16 protein-coding genes and 1 riboswitch are annotated in these 16,772 nt (G+C 41.5%); of the genes, 1 reads left to right on the forward strand and 15 read right to left on the reverse strand.

Going from position 1 to position 16,772, the window contains the following annotated elements; genetic code table 11:
• The 3 genes from JMF85_RS27885 to JMF85_RS00415 all read right to left on the reverse strand — a co-directional run.
• On the reverse strand, positions 1-265 hold a 265-nt coding region (locus JMF85_RS27885; protein WP_236595680.1), incomplete at its 3' end, for a hypothetical protein.
• A 141-nt stretch (positions 266-406) separates the two neighbouring features.
• Positions 407-826: a hypothetical protein gene (locus JMF85_RS00410; RefSeq protein WP_201317578.1), complete on the reverse strand. Its 420-nt coding sequence runs from the start codon at positions 824-826 to the stop codon at positions 407-409.
• A 1-nt stretch (position 827) separates the two neighbouring features.
• A complete protein-coding gene (locus JMF85_RS00415; RefSeq protein WP_201317579.1) occupies positions 828-1,238 on the reverse strand; it encodes a hypothetical protein in 411 nt (136 codons plus the stop codon).
• Positions 1,239-1,640: 402 nt separating this feature from the next.
• Between JMF85_RS00415 and JMF85_RS00420 the strand changes: the two genes are divergently transcribed.
• Positions 1,641-3,164 (forward strand): recombinase family protein, encoded by a 1,524-nt coding sequence (locus JMF85_RS00420; protein WP_201317580.1) that lies wholly within the window; start codon positions 1,641-1,643, stop codon positions 3,162-3,164.
• A 22-nt stretch (positions 3,165-3,186) separates the two neighbouring features.
• Here JMF85_RS00420 and JMF85_RS00425 read toward each other — a convergent pair whose 3' ends face one another.
• The 12 genes from JMF85_RS00425 to JMF85_RS00480 form a co-directional block, all read right to left on the reverse strand.
• Complete coding sequence (locus JMF85_RS00425) at positions 3,187-4,947, reverse strand: recombinase family protein (protein WP_201317581.1); 1,761 nt, start codon at positions 4,945-4,947, stop codon at positions 3,187-3,189.
• A 1,098-nt stretch (positions 4,948-6,045) separates the two neighbouring features.
• Positions 6,046-8,073 (reverse strand): coiled-coil domain-containing protein, encoded by a 2,028-nt coding sequence (locus tag JMF85_RS00430; protein WP_127608009.1) that lies wholly within the window; start codon positions 8,071-8,073, stop codon positions 6,046-6,048.
• A complete protein-coding gene (locus tag JMF85_RS00435; protein ID WP_127608010.1) occupies positions 8,060-8,548 on the reverse strand; it encodes a hypothetical protein in 489 nt (162 codons plus the stop codon). Before JMF85_RS00435 ends, JMF85_RS00430 begins: the two co-directional genes overlap by 14 nt.
• Before the next feature lie 9 nt (positions 8,549-8,557).
• Positions 8,558-9,514, reverse strand: a complete 957-nt coding sequence (locus JMF85_RS00440) for a hypothetical protein (protein ID WP_127608011.1) — start codon at positions 9,512-9,514, stop codon at positions 8,558-8,560.
• The gene (locus tag JMF85_RS00445; protein ID WP_127608012.1) at positions 9,511-9,723 is read right to left on the reverse strand and encodes a hypothetical protein; all 213 of its coding nucleotides are present in this window, start codon (positions 9,721-9,723) and stop codon (positions 9,511-9,513) included. Before JMF85_RS00445 ends, JMF85_RS00440 begins: the two co-directional genes overlap by 4 nt.
• A gap of 487 nt (positions 9,724-10,210) precedes the next feature.
• Complete coding sequence (locus JMF85_RS00450) at positions 10,211-11,866, reverse strand: hypothetical protein (RefSeq protein ID WP_127608013.1); 1,656 nt, start codon at positions 11,864-11,866, stop codon at positions 10,211-10,213.
• Positions 11,867-11,898: 32 nt separating this feature from the next.
• On the reverse strand, positions 11,899-12,306 hold the full coding sequence (locus JMF85_RS00455) for a DUF6075 family protein (RefSeq protein WP_127608014.1): 408 nt from the start codon (positions 12,304-12,306) through the stop codon (positions 11,899-11,901).
• 118 nt (positions 12,307-12,424) lie between these two features.
• A complete protein-coding gene (locus tag JMF85_RS00460; RefSeq protein WP_127608015.1) occupies positions 12,425-12,844 on the reverse strand; it encodes an RNA polymerase sigma factor in 420 nt (139 codons plus the stop codon).
• Positions 12,845-13,433: 589 nt separating this feature from the next.
• Entirely contained in the window at positions 13,434-13,763 is a 330-nt protein-coding gene (locus JMF85_RS00465) for a helix-turn-helix domain-containing protein (protein ID WP_054796026.1), read from the reverse strand.
• A 233-nt stretch (positions 13,764-13,996) separates the two neighbouring features.
• Complete coding sequence (locus JMF85_RS00470; RefSeq protein WP_054796027.1) at positions 13,997-14,554, reverse strand: hypothetical protein; 558 nt, start codon at positions 14,552-14,554, stop codon at positions 13,997-13,999.
• Positions 14,555-14,793: 239 nt separating this feature from the next.
• Positions 14,794-15,507 (reverse strand): response regulator, encoded by a 714-nt coding sequence (locus tag JMF85_RS00475; protein ID WP_201317582.1) that lies wholly within the window; start codon positions 15,505-15,507, stop codon positions 14,794-14,796.
• Between the two features lie 92 nt (positions 15,508-15,599).
• A riboswitch (cyclic di-GMP riboswitch) is annotated at positions 15,600-15,685 on the reverse strand.
• Positions 15,686-15,933: 248 nt separating this feature from the next.
• Positions 15,934-16,677: an urease accessory protein UreH domain-containing protein gene (locus JMF85_RS00480; RefSeq protein ID WP_127608017.1), complete on the reverse strand. Its 744-nt coding sequence runs from the start codon at positions 16,675-16,677 to the stop codon at positions 15,934-15,936.
• Positions 16,678-16,772: the final 95 nt, after the last annotated feature.

Here is a 16,772-nt window from a genome sequence, read left to right on the forward strand (position 1 = left end):
CAAGAACATCTTCTTGAACTTGCTGTGGTGCTTGAGTAGTAATTGGGTGAGTGGGTAGAGCGGGTGAAGTCGCGGCAAAAGCCGGAATCCCTGCGGTGGCAAAACTGCTCAATAGGACTGAACTGAGCATAAATCCCTTGATCACAAGACTAAAGATACGCTTAGGCTTGTTAGGTTCGGAGATGCTTCGTGACCTACCATTTCGGATGTATGAAGCTGACATGTGCAGTTGAACATTTTCATTTACATGCGGCTTGGCTCTCAACTTGAATTACCTCCTTCGTTTTGGGATACTCCATGTACTGATGTAATAATTATTGAATTGCTTATCCAAAAATAAAAAAGTATCCGTCCAACATCATTAGCGGAACGAATACTTGGAATTGAAAGTAATAGGAGGATTACCTTATCCTTCGTTCCTCCCAAGTCTAGCTCTGGATTGAAGCTTGATCTCATAACAAGGATTACATAAGGTTGAGAAGTAATAGTGACGTTGCTGAATAGAACTTTCAATAGCGCAACCTTCACATATTGTCTCAGATAACGTTTGATACCTATTAACAATTTCATATGCTTCTGGCAATGCATCATGAATGTAGACCTCTAAAGAACCGAACTTCTGCTTTACTTGACCGATGGTTAATTGAATCTCCGTATCTCTCGATTGATACAACGATTCAATCTCGGTGAATAAATCCCAAAGCAACTGAAACCAACCATCTCCGCATTCAAGTTGAAATAATGTATATGGACTCCTAGTATCGGATTCGTCGGGTCTTGTCCAAGGAAAGCGAGTAAAGACTTGTTCTTGCAATTCGTTTTTCATGTCATGCAACCCCTTTTGTCAAAATATTCTGCAGCTCATTATAATGCTCTATACCCCAAATATCATTACATATGAAGCCAAAAACTCTTTCTGGATATTTAGGAAAGGCTAAGGTGTCAATTTCTTCATCGTCCAAAGACTTATACTTGGTACGAACAATCTGAATATCTCGCTCATTAATCTCGGAAGGAGATACTTCTTGCAGTTTTTCATGGTAAAAAACATATCTCGTTATGCCAACTAGGGAAAGACACTTATTGTCCAAAGACCAAGTAAAGGTATCGAAGTTCTCCACAAATAAATTTGACCAAGTTACGAAGCCAGTTCCTTCAGGATTGAAGCAAATACCATGATCCTCCGTGTGAGCGCGGGTAATCATACCGCTCGTCCAAAAACCAATAAGATCAGTCATTAATAACCCCCCCTTTCTCAGAGACTGAATTTGCGAGAAGTGTCCTCTATGTTATGTAAAATATATCTGTATTCAAGTCCGATTTTCGACAAATTTCTTAAAAAATATTGCCCTTCCCGATAAATTTATCAACCGCACTTTTCATAAGTGCGGTTTTTTCATGTCTTTAGGGAACATTGCTGTTTAGATGAGGGACTTAAAAACAGATTGGGATATAGAATAAGAGATTCTTTAACTCATGCGGAGATCGAACTCCTAACTTAACTAGAACGGAGTGTTCTGCATGCAAGATCAAAAAAAAGAAAGTATGCCTCGGATAATTGAAAGGAAGTATGAAGGAGATCAGAAGCTTGAAACACTACTATTTCTCTGGATGAAAAAAGAACTGGATGGTAAAAAATAATGAGATATAATGTAGCTGACAACAACGGTTTAGGTATCCCCTTGAATGGGGGAACTGAAGTGAAGGTAGCAACTTATGTTCGAGTTTCAACTGTCTTTGAAGAACAAGATTCTTCGATCATCAATCAAGAGGAGGGCTTGCAAGACTACTATCGTAAAAAAGGTTGGGTTCTCTACGAGACTTATGGAGAGAGAGGTTCCAGCTTCAAAAAGAGAGAAGCATTTGCTCGACTTGTTAAAGATGGTCTGAATAAAAAGTTTCAAGTGATTCTCGTAAAATCTCTGAGTCGGTTTGGGCGTAATATGGGTGAGTTGACAACGGTTATCCCGAAAATGGTTGAGATCGGCGTTCGCTTCATTGCACTGACAGAAAATCTCGATACTGACAAATCAGATTGGCAGAGTAAGTTGACTATGTACGCTATGGTCTATCATATGCAGAGTCAAACTACATCAGAGTTCATACGAATGGCAGAACGTGCTAGGGCAAAGCGTGGAGAGTTTACAGGTTCATTTACACCGTATGGATATCGGAAATTGGAGAAGCGCCTAGTATTTGCTGATGACAGCACTCCAGACATTGTTCAACGAATCTTTGATTGGTATCAAGAAGGCGAGTTAGGGATGCAAGCGATTGCCAATCGCTTGAATGTTGATGAAGTTCCAACCCCTGGGCAAACTCATGGTCGGAAAAACGGTAGTCAGTACTGGTGCCAAAGCACAATCGAATATATCCTGACCAATCCTGTCTATGTCGGTGACTTGATCGCTCAACGAGAGCAAGCTGCTACTTTAGGTAGCAATAAACGGAAAGCCATCAAGAAGGAAGAACAAATAATGTTAACTAATAACCATCCGGCGTTGATCTCAAGAGAACAATTCCAAGTTGTTCAAGACCTGATTAATCGTAGATCGCATAATAAGGTTAGTGGTATGCCGAACCTCTTTACCCACATACTCTTCTGCGCTGACTGTGGATCAGGAATGCATTGTGTTAAACGCTCATATGGGAAAACCCACTATATGTGCGGGAAATACAAACTAAGAGGTAAAGGGCATTGCACTCGTCACTCTATTTACGAGCATGAACTTATCAACTTGATTCTTTCTGACATCAAACTCTTAATGAACGAGAATGTCAGTTCTGATGCCCTTATTCAGAAAATGCAAAAGGAAGCTGCAATCGAGAAGAAAGCAGCTTCAAGGGATATTACAACTTTAAAGAAGGAACTTGAAAAACTTGAGCGACGAAAGAAAGTTGCTGAAGATAAGTGGCTCGACGGTGATATCGAAAAAGAACAATATCATGAGATGCTTGAGAGGATTAGTAGTGAATTGCTTGATACTCAACAAAAATTAAGCAATCTTCTCAAGGAACATGAGGATGTCAAATTGACTTTACCAGATATTGCAAAACTTGTTTCATTTGAAACACTAGACCGAGAGTTACTACTAATGCTTGTGAAGCGGATTGAGGTCAAGGAATCTGGTGACGTGAGTGTCACATATAACTTCAAAGTCTAGGACAAAAGGCGATGATGCTTAATCATCGCCCTTCGACTATAGAAGATCTTTTCGGCATGTTGACACTACACACTCCACATGTGTTGTGCTGGGAATAGGAATGCACTTTCCCCCTTTCACTTCGCATGGACTTTTTTTGCTTATGCATCTTGCTTTGGATGCTGTTATGAAAGCCGGTTTTATAGACGAAGGTCAATTTGTACGGCTCGGGACTACCTTGATCGGGGTTCTCCCCAATAATCACTTTATCGACAATGCTTTCGAATACGTTCCGGTCGAATGCGGTCAGAAGCTCATTCGTTTGAAGCACTTTGCGAAAATGTTCAAGCCGTTTTCCCAAGTCAATTTCATCTTGCGCGGATTGCTCTAACTGTTCCTTTTCTTCGAGCAATTTAGTAAGCGAAGTATCGAGCTCCGCATACTTCTGTTCGTAAGTAGCCCTGTCTATTTTCTCATCCAGGCACAAATCAATCAGTTTGCAACGTTTTTGCTCCGTAGCCTGAATATCGCTGATAATTTTGTTCAGTCGCTTTTGATTATTCTGGTCGCTAAACACGGACTCCATTCTTTTCATAAGCTCGTCTAGCACATCCGAATTGTTGCGGCACACCAATTTGTACGATTCGACAAAAGCACCCTCAATCAGCTTTTCCTCCAAGGCTTTACTGAGAGAGCAGTATTTCTTCCCTTTTTTCGTGGCTGTCACACACTGCCAAATCACCTTTTCATGCGGGGTTCCGCTGTGCCAGTTCCGCCGCGAGAGATTGCTTCCGCAGAAAGCACATTCCAACTTGCTGCTGAAAGCAAATTTCCTGCTGTACTTGTCCCGCTTGCCTTTTGCGCCGCGGCGGCGATTCTCGCCTCTTCGATGCAATATGTCCTGCGCCTTTTCAAAAACTTCCTCGCTGACAATCGGCTCATGATGATTTTTGACATAAAACTGATCTTCCTCGCCGTAATTGTCCAATCTTCTCTTGGAAATGGGATCGACGGTAAATGTCTTTCCTTGCAACAAATCGCCTTTGTACTTCTCATTCTTTATGATACCAAGAACGGTTGTGTCCTGCCATTCGACTCTTCCGTACTTGGTTTTATGTCCCGCCTCAGTCAGTTCCTTTGCAATAACGTAAGCGCCGATTCCCGATGAGTATCGTTCAAAAATATAGCGGACGATTTCGGCTTCTTCTTGATTAACGGTTATCTGTTTCGTATTCACATCGTAATCGTATCCCAGACAACTTTGAAAGCCCACCAGTTCGCCGCGCTTCATTTTCATTTTCAAACCTTTTTTCACGTTGGCGGAGATATTCTCCACTTCCTGCTGCGCTACGGAGCTTAGAATGACAAGCAACAATTCGCCGTCCATCGTCAGCGTATTGATATTTTCGTCTTCAAAAAATACGGCGATGTTCTTTTCCTTCAACATTCGGACGTATTTCAACGTATCCAGCGTGTTTCTTGCAAACCTGGAGATAGACTTTGTGATGATCATATCAATTTTCCCATCCATACAATCGTTAATCATGCGCTGAAAATCCTCGCGCTTCGTTACCTGTGTCCCGGTTATGGCTTCGTCCGCATAAATATCGACAAGCATCCAGTCGCTGCGCTTGCTTACGAGATCGGTATAATATGCGACTTGCGATTTGTAGCTGTTCAATTGCTCCTCAGTGTCGGTACTTACGCGGGCATAAGGGGCGACGCGAAGAACATCCGATAACTTTCCGGCGTTGCGATCCGATATTTTCCGACTTGCTTTAATCACTTCCACTTCAAGAGCCATGGTGTTGTCCTCCATTCTTATTTACTCGCCATCAGTTTAATAAGAGATGGGCGAACCGACAAATGTGCGAATCAAGAAGTAAGGTCCGAAATGATGCCGTAATCCCGCATCGTTTTGTTCTTTATCAAATGAAATTCGTTTTCGGTAATCAAAGATAAAGCCAGTAACTGTCTTATCATAGCTATTTGCATGCTGTACCGGATGAGTTTATGGTTCATAATAACCTCCCATTAATCCATCAAAGCTGAAAATCAGAGATGCGCAACGAACATAACCGTATGTGCGCATCTCTGTTTTCGCCTCTGTTTTGGTTGCTTCTCTCAAATATCCTATCCGGCGGACAGTGGTTAGCCGTCCTCATAGGCTTCAAACCTCTTCCAGGATCGCTGCAAGCCGCCCCCATTGCGCTGAACTGTGGCTGGACGGAAGTATCATTATCCCTCCGCATGGGTCTTCGCCATAAATAGCACCACCATTTTTCATTGCATGGGCAAAATCGCTCGCAGTTTACCGCTTCTGATTTCAGGGCATGTAGAAACAAGAACCGGCAAAATGGTCATGGCGCGCCTGCAATCTGGCTTTCCTTTCAGGTCATGCGGGGAACGTACCGGATAAGATTTTATTCAGTTTTCAAGGATCAATGAGGGGTTGAATAGTGTCCCTCTAATATTCATTTCATTTTCAATGCAAAATCGGACCTTGGTTGCAAAACTATCGATCAGATCGGAGAGCGTTTTCTAAGAAAAAGGCGAGGGGGCTAAGGAAAACGAGACACGAGGATACGTTCTTTTGATGCCAGACGTGAAAGGGGTATTGCTACTCTGTCGAGATAAATAGGCACAGACTTTATTGGTTTAATGCATTACCGCCGTTCAGTAGCGTTAGACTCTTTACGCTGTGGTCGAGTCTGACTCACAAGCGCTTACGTTAATGGCGGTATTACGTCACCGACGAAGCACATAAGTTGTAAGTGCTGACAATTCTCCTGAACAAGCTAAATCCCCGGAACGATTATTATAACGAGAACATTCAATCCCTCATTCATTCTGGTTTTGGATTGAACTTAGTTATAAATTCCCCGGGGATTCTAGATATTTGCTATTCGCTTTCTGATTCGAACTTTCGAAAAGCTTTATTGGGTACTCTAATTAAATTATAATCTTCCGAAGGTAATTTACTTATTGCTTGACGTGTATCGCTATCCTTTATCGTAATTCCAACAATGACCTGACTCTTTTTCAACTTGATAATACAATTAAAAAATTGCTCCATATCATTAATAACGATGCTATGCTGGGCAGGTTCGTCAAAGATTAATACTCCGGGGTGATTTCCTGCTTTTTCATTAGATGTTTGGAGTAATGCCAGTATAAAAGCCCATATCGCTCGTATATTATCACTTGCTGAAGAATCAAATTTCATATCGAATCCTTCAATTACGGGTAGATATGACTCTAAAGAGATATCTATTTGATTTAAGTTGAGAATACTTTTATAACCAAATTGCCTCAGATTGTTAATAAAATGATTTCTTAATGTCTTTATTTTTTCCTCATCCAAGTCCGTAAACTTTTTACTTGGCAATCCGGATTTTTCTGTTAGATATTGTTTCCAGTCATCCGATAGCTCTTTTAGTTTCAGTTTCTGGCTTGATAAAAAATCACACAATTTATTGAGATTGTTTATTTCGGAATCAAGTTGCAATCTCTTATAAACAATAGATTCTGACATATTATCGTTCGTCGAATAAAGATCGCTGCGTAACGATTTAGCTAAACTACGAAGCTTAAATAAGCTATTTTCCAATTGAGTTATTTTACCCTGCAATTTCTCTTTATTTTGTCTATGACTATTTCGGGCAAATTCTAGCATCTCTTTCTGTGCGTTCAAATGCCTAATGTTTTCATCAATACTCATGACCTGCATATGACTTGAATCTGGAATCAAAGTATCCTGAATAGCTTGACTACATACAGGACAAAGATCCTTCGAAGTAGCTAAATTCAATTCAGAACCGAGATCTCGAAGACGTGCAGCATCTTTATTATTTCTAATATCAGAATCGATTATTTCCAGATTACTAGCTAATCTTTCAATACTGCTATTTTCTGAAAGCAACATATCTCTATGTTTATGAAGCTCGCTTTCGAATTGGTCTATTGAATTTTCAGTCTCATTTAGTTCTTCTTGAATCTCATCAAAATTATCGATGATTTTGGGCTTCATAAGCCCCAATTCTTTATACTGCTCGTTAAGGTCTTCAATATATTCCTCTATACTGTCATTATCCTTACTAATAAGGATTTTTGAGAAATCATCCTCGGACAGCAACTTCGGGCTTGCTGGAAGCCCACTTATTGTACATGACTCCCTATTTGTATAAATGATTAATTCCTTTACAAGGGACTCCCATTTATGCTTAATGTTACTTTCCGATGTCCGAAGGTAATCCTTTTTCTTTTCATTTTCCAAAGTATCTAGGCGCAAAATAAATTCTAATACCCGTTTCTTGGACTCTCTAATTCCGAGAACAGGCATTCCTGATAAGAGATCCGCCCATCCGTGCTTCTGTTCAATAAACATCCCTGAGAAAATTAATTGCAAATATAACTTTCTAATTGCATCATCAGAAGCTGGTACTAACGGTAATTCAATATGTAAGAATGTTTCTAAGAAGCTATGAAATCCTTTTTTGTTAACTGCTGAATTGGGCATATGTACGTACATATCTTCGCACAATATATTGGGTTTTCCGATATCGTCTAATTCACTGTGACACACCGTAATCAGTTTACTATCTCTATTTTCCATCTTAGCTGCCCGGTAAATTGTAATCACGTCTTTACCATTTGAAATTTCCAAATATGCCCCTGACTCAAGTACTGGCCATACGCTTTCTCCTTCTTCAATAGAAGTTTTATACACTGATGTCAGGACTTTCTCACCGCGACCACCAATTATTTCTTCAAGACCAAGACAGTAATAAATTGCAGCTATTATTGAACTCTTTCCACAGGTGTTATCTTCACTTGCAATAAAATTCAGACCTTCAGTGAATTTATCGTCAGATCCAAACACACCGTTACTTGTCTTAATTTCAGTTTTCAATCTTCTAATTCTCAACATTGGAATACCTCCAAAGCGAAGTGAGGTTGTTAATTTTTTCTTCTGTTAGTTTATTTGACAAGGTGAATAAATACCGCTTTTCATTACTTAATAAATCTGTGTTTCTAATAATTTTCTTTACGTAGGCCTTACCCTTCTTTGTCAGACGAAATAAACCATTTTGTTGTTGAAAGAACAGTTCTTCAGCAAGTGCATACTTTACAGCATGGTTTACTGCTGGATCAAATCTCACTATAGTATAATTGGTTAGTCTATCGTTAGCGAAATCACTTAATTTCTCCATGTCATTGTTTGTACTAAGACCGATTGAAATCATATGCAACTTTAACAATGAACACCCTCCACGGCCACAGCACATTTCAAGAATTAAGCAAAGTTGTGCCAACTTATAACTAATTCTATAGTTGTACGGTACTGCATCGGGCTTCGCATCAAACAATATCTCATCCGCAATTAGAAAATTTTTCTCTAGCATTATCCCAGTTCACCTACTTCTAAACTGCATCGAACAATCAGCAAGCCACCCGCTAATAAGATCAATTTTTAATTCCATTACTGATGCAGTTGTAAGATATTTAAACTGTTGTTCTAGCTTATTCTGAAAATCATCGAGTATTTCGAAAAATAACTTAGAGTTAATTGAACTGTCTGTATTCATTTTAGTTTTTAGGGATACCTGCTTTTTATACGATTGCTCCAGCATGTAAATTTCTTCATAGACCTCAGGGTAAGAAACACGTAATATTCTTAGAATTTCAATGCCTTTAATGTAGGAATCTATGTAAGTATTAACAATATCATTGAAATCCTCATCAGACTCTTCAACATCTCCCATTACTGCTTTAACCTTTCTTTTAATATTGCCGGCTTTCTCAGAATCGCATTTCGACCAGTCGGGACTAGTAGTATGGTAAATTGCAAAGTTAAGTTGCATATCCGTCAATGTTGTTCGAATGATTTTAGATATTTCCACTTTAAAGTCTTCTGCTTGCTTAATGACTATTACAAAATCATCATCTATATAATCATAATTATTTGGTTCGGATTCTTTCTTCAGAAGCACTTCTTTACGTTTAGTCTCTGCATGTGTAACAATTCTTGAATCCCTGTACTGAGGAATTACAAAATGCCATTCTTTTATTTTGGGCACACCCAATTCCTTTAATCTTTTGGCATATTTGGGCGATATCAATTTGTTTATATCTGCTGTCATTTTATCTCTTAGATGATCGTGCAATTCATCATCAGAATACTCACGTTCAGGGCAATAACATTGATAAACCCTTCCATGACGTGTAAATCCCTCAATACCAGCATCACCTCCATGAACTGCTGGAATTTCGGTGAAGTGCTCATCTTGGTATTTCATCCTGTAACAAGAGGTAATTAGACTTTCCCAAGAATCACCGTTTAAAGGTCCTTCAATAAAATTTAAGATCATTTATCTGTACCACCTAATAACTTAATAGAGATAGAACTACTTTTATCTGCTTCTTGGCGCAAAACTTTTATATCAACCATAAATGTAGCGAGTGAGCAAGCGTAACGAATTTCTGCCAATTGAAAAATAGAAAATACTTTCACAACGATTACCTCTTTATCGAAAAAAAATAATCGTTCATTTACTCGAGGTAGGGTACCAGTACTCATAATATTAATCCTCCACATAGAACTGACAATGGCTGTCGTGCCAAAATACCGCCCGTTACCAGTCATATAAAGCAAGCTCGATCCGTAAAGAATTAACTGGAGAACAGTATAAAATAATTCCGACCTGTTTTGATAAAACAAATCGTCATGCATATAATTACATATGTTCATGAAGACCCACCTTTCGCTACTCCCGAAAGTTACCTATTTGACAAAAGGGGACTTTATTCCTTCTTTTTCGCAATAAACGCGCTTTCCACAGCCAAAGTTTATTGAAGCCAACACTTGATAACCGCCCGTGAACCAATTTTGTCCAGCAAGAAGATATATGCTTTATGGGGCACGCTAACGCGAATAAGGCTCAGAACTTGAGCCTTATCTTTTCGGAGGATCAATTTGCGTTCGTAGAATGCGATCTGCCAAACAGGACTTGTTTATCCAAATCGAACAATTCCTCTTAGGGCAGATGATGTTTAATCGTTTCAGGTTATTCCGGCGTAAATCCAATATCCTGTTCTTTACCTAAGATCGCTAACATGAAAGGTCGGAACTCTACGGATAGCATTTCATTTATTATGTCTTTCTGTTCACTTGTAAAGCGGTATATGTCGGCCTGTTGCTCCGCAGTCCTGCTGGCAATCGTAATATGCAAAATGTACTCGTAGTTGGTAATCGTTTCTTCGCTGGTGCTCCCGTCTTCATGTTCTACCGTCATTGTTTCCTTATGTTCTATCGTTTCAACGTGAGTTTCTATTGGATTCATATCCCAAAAAACGGATTGGATTATACCGATTCTTGTTGCATCGAGCGTAGCCACATCCATTCCATTTTCAGCATCCATGACGGTCTTCACGGCGAAGACGGCTATAATATCCATCCAATTATCCATTCGAGTATTGTCCGCGCTGCCAGGATAATGAATTTCCACCCGGTCTACAGGGTCGGCTGATTGCTGTACTTCTTCCAGTCTGGCGGCAAATTCATCGTCCATTTGTTCAACAATTTGGGAAAGCGGCTTTACATCGGCGTCCGTATTTTCGCCGGATACAAAGATGCCAAAGGGAGAGGAAATGACTGCGGCTACCGCCATTACAATGCACAACAAGATGATAACGGAACTACTGATCCCCAAAAGCGCCGTCAATCCCTTGACGAGCAGGGCGGTTGCTTTTGCAACCATTCTAATGATCCGAAGATTAAATCTCGCGGCGGCTTGTGCCCTTTGAACAGATCGGCGGGCAGTCATCACCATTTGTACTGTCCGCCGTGCCGTTTTGAACGCATTCATTTTCCCTTCGGCTTGCGAATCCGGATGATTATTAGTCTGACCCAGTCGTTGCCCGGTTTTAATAAATAGGGGTAATACCTTGAATTTTCGTTCTTTACGTTTGATCGTTGAACCTGCTTGTTTTGATATAGCGGAGGGGATACGGGATAACGCTTGTCTGAAATGTCGTGGCTTCAATCTTTCCGGCGTTAGCGTTTTAGGGTGATTGCTTCGTACATTTGCTGAATGAGATGCCGCGGCGGTGATGATTATTTCATTTTTTACGACGGACTTTGGATGTCTAACGTCCATTCTTAGCATCTGGTCAGGAAAGCTGTTTTTTTGAGAACGATGCAAAAGCCGGGCATTGACCCGGCTTCGTACAAAGCGTTGTTTTCCCGGTAGTTGATCAGAAGGCAAAAGGTATTTTCCATCGAACGGCTCACGGGGTTGCATCCTACGGGTAAATCGCAGTGTACTCATGTTAGAAGCATCGGCATTCGGGGAAAGTCGGGAATCGTTAACGGGATTTTTTCTCGCCTTCATAACCCCGTCTGTCGTTTTCTTATACTTTTTTACGGGTAACCCACTCGATTGTGGATTAGCAGCATCTTCAACTGGAGTTGCCCTCTTTTTTTGAATCAACCGAATCAGTCTGCTGTTGGTCTTCATGCGAATGCCCATTTGAGCCATTGTTTTAATTGACGATGCGGTGCGGTGTTGCGCAAATTCAACAGGAGATGGGGAAGTCGACTCATCGTTGTCTGTATGATTCTTGACTCGGACACCCGTTTTCCTTACTCGTTCCATTAAATTTTTGAACCTATCCAGCCGTTTTATGTTTTTTACAACAACCCTCGTTTTAATTTCTTTCATCTTCTTATGCACCCCCGACAATCGGTATCTGTTCAGCGGGTTTGTTCAGATAGCCGTTTGAAAATCTTTTCCTGACTTCGGAAATATTCCGGATAACGAAGATGAATTGCCTCGAAAAAGAAAGGGGCGTAGCTGCAATCGAATAATTCGTTGGGAGTGGAGAAGCGTTCCCCACCTGGTTCGGTCCACCCGTTCCATAGATTAAAGGCGAGCCGACATATTCGAATGGAACTGCCGGTTTGCCATGGGGCCGAAAGGCCCTTGGGATTAATGCCGCCGTTAGAAAAATCAAACAAATCACGTACATGACTCCTAGTTTCCCGGGAAATGCCCAATGTGTAAAAAAGCGCACGATGATAGCCGTCGTTGCATTTCCTTTCAGCCAGCATTTGATGATAGAACCTCTCGTGTTCTTCATCCCGAAATCGAATAGGATGCATCGATACTTGCCCCTCTCACCGAGAATGATGAGCGGCTGGATGCAACCAGCCGCTGTCTGAAAAGATCCTCTATATAACATTTCATTCTGACGGGAAAACCGGACCCAATGACGAAAAATCACATGTTTTTGAGTAGACGCTCCATTATCTTTAAGCCTTGTTTAATAGATTTACGAACGGCCCGTTCATCGACATGCTCAGCTCTGGCAATAGCGACTTTGCTCATGCCTAGAAAAAAGTGTGCATAAATTCGTCTGGCCGATTTCTCCGGCAACTGGCACAACGCTTCGTAAAGCTGTTGCCGGGAGAGCTTGCGTTCATAGTACTCCTCCGGCGAAATCGAAAGAAAAAGAACGTCCTTCTCAATTCCATCGTTTCGATCCAGCGAGTAATACGCCCGGTGACGATACGTGCGCAGTTTGTATGCGCTTTCAATTAATTCAAACCGATGCAGCTCCTGAGCCACCTCGTCATCCACTTCAACCCATACATCCGTTTTCCAAAAAGGATATATGTCTTTCAAATTGATCTTTTTCATACTCGTCCCTCCGTTTTGGTTTGTTTGATCAATCAAAACAGAGGGGGGAGAGCGACAGCCGACGCTTCCTGACAAGCGGGAAGGACAACAAAAAAGACCTTGCCGCAGAGCGTGCCAACGCTTGATTGCGACCAGGTCTGATCGTAAGACTTGATAAACTTGATTCCACGCATGCCGATGAATCATTCGCCGCTTGTTATTATGTGTCGTCGGGATACATCAACATCAACTCCCTTTCTCACCTGGCAACACCGTGCGAGAAATTGTGCGGGCCTTTGATGGTTGGCGTTGCCCTATGTTTAGTTCAACTCCTTTACATTCGGAATATAGTCGACGACTGCTGTATCAGTAACAAAATAAAAAAAGCGCCGTATTTCTTCCCACTGGGATAGCAGGGAAAGAAACGGCGCTTGATGAAAGGGACAACCAGTCTTCATGATGCTTGTGGTTGCACAACCTGTCCACACTAACATCATAACACGGATCATGTGCATAACGCGTGCAGACTTTGTGCAAAAAAGAGAGCAAATCCAGTGCTGCGTTCGGTGCATGTTCGATGCAGTTCCGGCGCTTCCTTTCGAGCAGTTACTTACTTTTGTCTCCACTTCAACAAATGCTCGATGTGTTGAATCAGAAAATCTAAATCTTCTTCGGAACAATGCTGTAGCATTTGGCCAATCTGGGACAACGGCTCTGGAAGTTCGCGATTCTCAAAAACAAATAACTGAGACAAATCCATGCGCAAACCAACAGCCAGTTTATAAATATTATCCAATGAAACGTTCTTTAGCCCGCGTTCAATTTGTCCGATATAATTAGGATGGAGGTCTGCCCGCTCTGCAAGCTGCTCTTGCGTCCATCCGTATTGTTCCCGCAATGTGCGAATGCGCTGACCTAACGAATCCCGAATTGAGTTCACATTTCCACCACCTTATTCTTTCAGCTTATAAGGCAGAGTAAGTCAAATGAACATTCGATAGATTCGCTATTCTCAGTATCCAATGTATGTGTTATAATCTCCTCAATACTCATTGAATCAATTGGCGAGACATTAATCGTATTTACTGGGATTGGACGTAACGAATAAAAACGTATTAAAATGAAAAATGGACGCAAAAAAAGAAGATGCGCATATGCATCTTCTGAAACCGGTCAATCATTTTGGGACGAATCCAAATCCAACAAAACCGCCCGATCTTTGATTTTCATATAGATTTTGTGCAATGTTCGCTTTCGAAGGTAGAAGTACGCGCGGCGGGAAAGTGCTAGGCGGCTCATGGCGTCTGAAAGCGCCAGTTGATCCATATATCGTAACCGAATGAACAAGCTTTCTTCCGGGGTGAGAGCCGAGAAAGCATAGTCGATCAAACCGATTCTGGATAGCAGCAACGGGATTTCATGTTCGGTGATTTCGATACGTCGTATAACCGTCCGTAAAACCGTTTCCTGTTTTCTGCCGCTGCTGTGAGCCGCAACCATTTGTAGCGTACGCGTTAATTCAGGGATGTAGGACAGTTCTGACTGCATGTACTTCAGTCTCGCCTTCCAGTCCTTGTAAGACTTCAGCCATAATTCTACTTTCTCATAGGGGACGGGGTGCTGGGTCAGCGTCATCACAATTCCCTCCTTGCTGTGCATGCTGCCTGAAATTGTTCCGCCAGCCTGCCTGTTAATCGTCATGATTATAGGTTGTTCACGCTCCGTTTTCATTATCATCGTCCCTTCTCTAGTAAAGTGGAGGAAGCAGTAAGGATGCCATTTTTCGCAACTTAAGTCAATTTTTGATTCTCACCTCCTACAAACTTGGTAATAAAATTCCTCTGTAGATACCTGCATTTGTCCACATTTTACCAATAATACATTCGAAAGAGGAGGGTGATTTTTCCCTCATACCAACAGATCATTGGTTGTCAAACCATCGCGAAACGGCTCGAATCGGAAACGAATCGCTAACAGGTGATGCGATCTAGTTGATCGTACAAGCCCCTACGTTTCGCTTTTTCCGCTGCTTCGCGAATGGAAGATACGTCGAATTTGCGAATGATATTGCGAACATGCGTCTTCATTGTGTTAGACGTGATTCCGAGCAATTCTCTAACTACCGGTTGTGTATAGCCCCAACCGATCAACTGCAAGATTTCTTTTTCAGTAGGAGTCAGTATTCGATGCAATTCCCTTCGCTTAACAAGTCCAATTTCATTACGGATGATGGATGCAACATCGGCGTGAAGGGAGGATTGCCCTTGATACGCTTCCCTGACGGCACTTGCGACATCCACATAATTGATCTTGGTAATATAATTGATCGCTCCGGCCAGCATTGCATCCACAATGATCTCGGGCTGGTAGAGTGAAGTCAAGATAATGATTGGCAGTGATTTGATCTTCAACACTTCGGCAATTGTATCCAATCCATCCTGTTGCGACGAATGTAACACCGGGTCATGAATCATTACGTCTAAATCCAATTGCATACTGGCTCGAATAGCCGATTCTTTGTTTGTTGCAATATGAGATATACTCATATCCGGCTCAGCATCGATCAACGCCGTCAACCGTTGTTGCCATACGGGGTCGCTGTCCACCAGCAATACTTGTATCCTGCTTTCTTGCCAGCGCATGACTTCTTCAACTTTTGCAGCATAGCGTACACGCTCCTCCATATATCATCACCTCGTATTCATTCTAGAATCACGACAAAAAGACACGTACCCTCAAACGGCCGTGTCTAGTTTTTCGTAGATGTGAGATTTGTGAGGGTAACCCGGCGATCATTGCAATAGTGCAGAAGACCCGTGGCTTTGCGTCCCAGCCTTTCGATCTGGTTTGCCATTTTTCCTATTATTTCTTCCAAATCATAGCCTTATAATACCATAATTTTTATTTTTCTGGCACCGCCCTAAGTCCCACGTGTTTAAATGTGTTGATATTTGTCGATTCTATATCATTTCATATCGAATGATACAGGATAAACTATAGAAGCGTCACAAATTGTAAGTTCGCGAAAAATTTCTTGATCACACAATAGGTCTAATCAACTACTCGTGGCTCTCACTCTGCATTATTTTTCCGTTGGCACCTCCCATGATTTACATTAGAGTCCAATATGTCAAGGTATCGCTTATGCCCAGCACTATAAATAACACACCCGCAAGTTTTTGTATCCACAACCCCCACCTTTTGGCACGCTTAACAATGACTCGATCTAACCCGAAACCTACAGCAAACCCGGCAATTAGTAAAAACGGCATTGCGGTACCGATTGCAAAAACAGATGGCAACACTACGCCATATGTTGATTGCAATGCCAAAGGCATAAGCGAACCGAAGAACAAAACAAACATTGTTGGACAAAATCCTAGCGAAAATGCAATCCCCATTAGAAAGGCTCCGCTCCTTCCTCCGGTTCGATCGGCCAATTTTTCAAAAAATCCTGCCACTCGAGCCCCAAGTTGAAAAGGAAGCCGAATCCAGCCAAGCAAAAACAATCCGATTAAAATCAATAACGGCCCAAGCAGCTTTCTTGCAAAAGAATATAAAGGGATCATGTCAGTGGATATCTTTTGACCGAAAAACCAAAACAAAGCACCGAAAATACTGAATACAATCATCTTCCCTAATAAATACATGAACGTTTCGGGCCACGACAACCTTGCTTGCGCTTGACGCTGCCCAAAGTAAGTAATAGCCGCAACGTTCGCTGACATTTGACAAGGAGCAACCGAACCAACAAAACCGAGAAACAGCGCCGCAAGAAAGGCGATATCAGTGTTCGCCGCGTTAACGAATGGTTCGCTAAGGAAGGCGCTAATTTTACTAAAAAAGGAGTACATTAACTATTCACCCCCCAAAATCCGTTAAATAGATTTGGCAGTTATGCTTTCATCACACATCGAACCTTGACAAGCATCTATTATAAACTACATAA

The organism is Paenibacillus sp. EPM92, assembly GCF_016586185.1.
GTDB lineage: Bacteria > Bacillota > Bacilli > Paenibacillales > NBRC-103111 > Paenibacillus_G > Paenibacillus_G validus.